At 39.6% G+C, this 4,910-nt stretch carries 4 protein-coding genes; all 4 read left to right on the plus strand.

Going from position 1 to position 4,910, the window contains the following annotated elements; all coding sequences use genetic code 11:
• Nucleotides 1–1,599, plus strand: a 1,599-nt coding sequence (gene asnB / locus AACT18_RS17055; RefSeq protein WP_094146644.1) for an asparagine synthase (glutamine-hydrolyzing), incomplete at its 5' end; no start/stop codon positions are given.
• Between the two features lie 7 nt (nucleotides 1,600–1,606).
• Nucleotides 1,607–2,560: a methionyl-tRNA formyltransferase gene (locus AACT18_RS17060; protein ID WP_094144346.1), complete on the plus strand. Its 954-nt coding sequence runs from the start codon at nucleotides 1,607–1,609 to the stop codon at nucleotides 2,558–2,560.
• An 8-nt stretch (nucleotides 2,561–2,568) separates the two neighbouring features.
• Entirely contained in the window at nucleotides 2,569–3,531 is a 963-nt protein-coding gene (locus AACT18_RS17065; protein WP_094124750.1) for a GNAT family N-acetyltransferase, read from the plus strand.
• 79 nt (nucleotides 3,532–3,610) lie between these two features.
• Nucleotides 3,611–4,910, plus strand: a 1,300-nt coding sequence (locus AACT18_RS17070; protein WP_094146645.1) for a polysaccharide deacetylase family protein, incomplete at its 3' end; no start/stop codon positions are given.

Below are 4,910 nucleotides of genomic sequence, written 5' to 3' on the forward strand. Positions count from 1 at the left end.
GATAGATATATAATAACTTTTAATGGCGAAATTTATAATTATATAGAAATAAAAAAAGAGCTTATTGATGTAGGATATCGATTCAATAATGATACCGATACGGAAGTCATTATGGCGGCATATGATTACTGGGGAGTAAATTGTCTTGACCGTTTTAATGGTATGTGGGCATTCGTTCTATATGATAAGAAAGAGGATGTTTTTTTTATATCACGTGACCGATTTGGGAAAAAACCGCTTTATTACAGCTTAGATAATAATAAATTTGTATTTTGTAGTGAAGTTAAAGGTCTCTATGCTAGTGGATTGGTAGAAAAAGCACCCAACAAAAGCTACCTGAAAAACTACGTGGAAAACGGGCCTAATGAGTACGATGCAGAAACGGCTTTCGCTAACGTTTATCGTTTTCCTTTTGCACACTACTTTCTTGGTAGCAAAGAACAACTGCTCAATCAACCGAAGTTTACTCGGTACTGGGAATTAACCACTAATACCAGCAAAGAACGCTTCTGCCCCAATAAAGCCAAAGAATACGCCAAACAATATTACGACCTACTAGCAGATGCGGTAAGACTACGCTTAAGAGCCGACGTAAAAGTGGGTTCTGCACTTTCAGGCGGTTTAGACAGTAGCTCGATTGTTTACCTAGTCAACGAACAGTTAAAAGCTCAAGGTAAAGCTGATCTGCAGGAAACTTTTTCTTCTGTTTATAAGTCTGATGGTACCCAGAATTGTGATGAAAGCGTATATATAGACCTTCTAGCAAAGGCGCTGAATGTTAATTCAAATCAAATAGAGCCACAGGAAGGTGATATTCCTGTTGAGCATCAAAAAATGATTTGGGCCATGGAAAATCCACCAGAAAGTACCTGTATGTCTGGTTGGCACACCTTTATGAAAGTGAAAGAATCAGGTGTAAAGGTAACTTTAGATGGCCAAGGTGCTGATGAGCAGTTAGCTGGGTATCTACCTTACATTGCTAGTTATTTAACATCAATTTCATTGATTGACATATATAAAGAGTTCTTTTATTTCTTAAAAATACCAGGTGCGAAAAAAACGTTACTGCTTAGTTTTTTAATGGCAAATTTTAAGTTCATCTTCGGTATGAAAGCTTATCAAGCGCTATTCAAAAAAATAAAAGGGCGACAACCACCTACTGAATTAAATTTAGAATTAAAATCTGCTATCGAAAAGGGATTAATTAACCTTATTCATTACTCTGATCGTGTTTCAATGGGACACAGTATAGAATCCAGAATGCCCTTTATGGACTATCGATTAGTCGAGTTTTTAGCTCAAGTTCCTGCATGTTATAAAATGCATAATGGTTGGACTAAATACTTGGCTCGCCTAGCATTCGACAAAAAACTACCTGATGAAATTACCTGGCGAAAAGACAAAATGGGTTGGCCAATTCCGGAAGAACATTGGTTCAGAGGAAACTTGAGGTTGTGGGCTTCAGATACATTAATGAATTCAAAAGTTTTAAAAGAAATATGTCCAGAATTAGATGCGGAGACTGAATTTAAAAAAAATATAAAGAAGAGCATAAGAAAGCTGAATATTGCAACTATTAATAAATTGAATTTTTGGTGATTAGTGTATGCGTGTTATAATAATTACGAGTGGTATTTCTCGTATTTTAAAACCAATTTACGATAATGGATTTGATGTCGTCGGCGTCTTAGAGTCTATGCCGCGTGGATGGCAACCTAACAGTAAAAGTAAATTTCATCGTGTTTTGAAAGGCGTTTATCACAGTGTTTTTAAGCGCGGTATAAGTCTTGAAAAGTTTTGTTTTGATAAAGCAGTCCCCTACAATAAAATATATAAGGGAAATGATGTTGCTATTACATCTTGGGTTAAGGATCTCAACCCTGACCTGATTGTAGTTTTTAGCATGTCTCAACTCCTTAAAAAAGATTTAATAGATATTCCAAAACTTGGGGTTATAAATCTACATCCATCGATGTTGCCAGAGTATCGTGGGCCTAATCCAGATTTTTGGCAATACTATAATATAGAAATGAACCCAGGTGTAACGGTCCATTATATTGATGAAGGTGAAGATACTGGAGATATCATCTTTCAGGAACGTGTGCATATCCCTTTAGGAACCAAGTCACCTGAGAGGTTGGATAAGCTAATTGGTGGTGTTGGGTCTTCTCTGCTTCTAAAAGCAATCCAGGCTATAAAATCGGGTTCAGCACCACGAATTCCCCAGCCAAGTCATAGTTCAACCTTTCGAGCCAGAAACTTAAAATCCGAAGAACATAAAGAAATTATAGATTGGCAAAATTGGCCGATAGAACGAATTTGGCATGTGCTACGTGGTACAGAGCTTTGGCTTAATGCTTATGATCAACCCAAAGGTATTTTTAAAGGCCAGCGATGGGTCGTCGAAGAGTACGAGAGAAAGGGCAATATTGAGCTGCCGGGTGCGATAGTGCGTTATAAAGGAAGAAAAGCTGTGGCGACACCCGATGGTTATATTTTTATTGATATAAACTTCAGCTTAAAAAAAGCTTTGCTTTTCGTACTTAATTTTAAATTTTGAGCGAATCAATGATCAATAAAGAAAAATATCGTCAATTGTGCGAAGAAGAACCTACTATTCCAATTTTCAGTCAAGCTTGGTGGTTAGACACCGTCGCCGGAGAAAGTTGGGATGTATGTATCGTTGAAAAAGGCAACAAGATACAGGCATCAATGCCTTACGTGGTAAAAAAGAAGTATGGACTAACGTTGTTGACCCAACCATCACTCACGCAAAACTTAGGTCCTTGGATTCGTCCGGCTCATGGAAAATACAGCAAGCAGTTGTCCCGTGAAAAAGATCTGATGGAAGCGCTTATCGAGCAGTTACCTCAACATCATTACTTTAATCAAAATTGGCATTATTCAAACACTAATTGGTTACCGTTTTATTGGAAAGGGTTTGAACAGTCCACTCGTTATACGTATGTTATCAGCTCTTTAGACGATATCAATTCCATATGGGAAGAAACACAGGATAATATACGACGTGAAATTAGAAAAGCTGAGAATCGTTTTGGCTTAGTAGTCAACAGTGATTTACCAATTAGTGATTTTTTTGAATTAAATCAATTGACATTTAGCCGGCAAGGGTTGTCTATGCCGTATTCTGAACACTTTGTAGAAAATATCGTAAACCAAGCCAAAAAGCGTAAGCAATGTCGCTGGTTTATTGCTCAAGATAACGAAGGCAGAAATCATGCAGGTGTTTTGCTGGTTTGGGATAGTGAATCGGCGTATTACTTAATGGGTGGTGGTGATCCTGATCTAAGAAATAGTGGTGCAACGAGCCTTTGTATGTGGGAAGCAATTAAATTTGCATCAACTGTTACAAAGCGATTTGACTTTGAAGGTTCGATGATTGAACCAGTTGAACGTTTCTTCAGAGCTTTTGGCGCAAAACAAACTCCATACTTTGCACTCACTCATCGACCTTCGCGTTGGTTAAATACGGCAATTCATTTTAAAAAAGCCCTAAAAGGTCAAGCTTAGTTTTGAACGAATGATTACTCACTCTATAAAATCTTTTAGCAACATTGCTACGGCAGGTAAACTCCAAGATAGGTAATACATGATTCATTTTTCTGAGGGTGCAATACGTTGGCTCGAGACCATTTTATTTGAACGTTTTGGCCATCGTTTTATACTGGCTCAACAACCTAATACACTACAATTTTATTTAAATGATAGTCAGGGTTCCATAACGTTCGCTAGGTTGCAAGGCATATTTCATCAGTCGCGTTCAGATTTCCCGTGTCAGCAGTGGCAAGCTTCCAGCGAAGGCTTTATAGCGCCAATCGAAGACTACATACCAGCCCCTTCCTTAAACGCACTACCAGACCCGCTTATTGAGTTTACTGAGCAAGGAGCAATTTTACACTACGATATTCTCAGTTTAACCTACTGGACGCTAACGAGGTTAGAAGAAGTTGGACGTAAGGATTTAGATAATCATCAACGCTTTCCAGCGGTTTTTTCTCACGCTTATCAACATGGTTATCTTGAGCGCCCAATTGTTGATGAATGGCTGATGATTCTAGGGCAGGTTATTCAGCGTGTTTGGCCTGATATTGAGTTAAAGCAACATGAGTTCAGTATTAAGGTCTCGCACGATGTAGATAGCCCGAGCATGTATGGTTTTAAACCTTGGCCGACCATCGGCCGGATGATGGCGGGGCACCTGCTGAAACGGCGCGATCTCAAGGCTTTTTTTGCTGCGCCCTATGTTAAACTTGCGACACGCAGTCAGCTACACCCAGCCGATCCTTACAACACCTTTGAGTGGTTGATGGATATATCTGAAGCTAACAACATCAAAAGTGCATTTTATTTTATCTGTGGTGGTAATCATTCTCATGACACCGATTATGAGCCTGAGCATCCTGTGATCCGGAATTTGATGCGCCGAATCCACGAACGCGGTCATGAAATAGGGTTGCATCCTAGTTACGGTACTTTTCAGCAGCCTGAATTGATTAAGCAAGAAGCAGAACGGCTGAAACGTATCTGTGCGGAAGAAAGTATTGATCAACATGTATGGGGTGGACGAATGCACTACCTGCGCTGGGAACAATCCACCACCATGCGTGCTTGGGCGGGTGCAGGTATGACTTATGATTCTACACTTGGTTATGCCGACAGGCCGGGTTTTCGCTGCGGCACCTGTTTTGAATATCCTGCTTTTGATCCCGTGGCTCAGGAGCAATTGAACCTTCGAATCAGGCCGCTGGTGGTGATGGAATGTACGGTGATTGATGCTGTTTACTTAGGGTTAGGTGTAACTGATGCCGCAGAAGAAAAAATTCAGCAATTGAAAATGAGCTGTCAGCAGGTAAGCGGTACTTTTGGTTTACTATGGCATAATTCATACT

The sequence above is a fragment of the Vibrio sp. V04_P4A5T148 genome (assembly GCF_963875605.1).
Lineage (GTDB): Bacteria > Pseudomonadota > Gammaproteobacteria > Enterobacterales > Vibrionaceae > Vibrio > Vibrio anguillarum.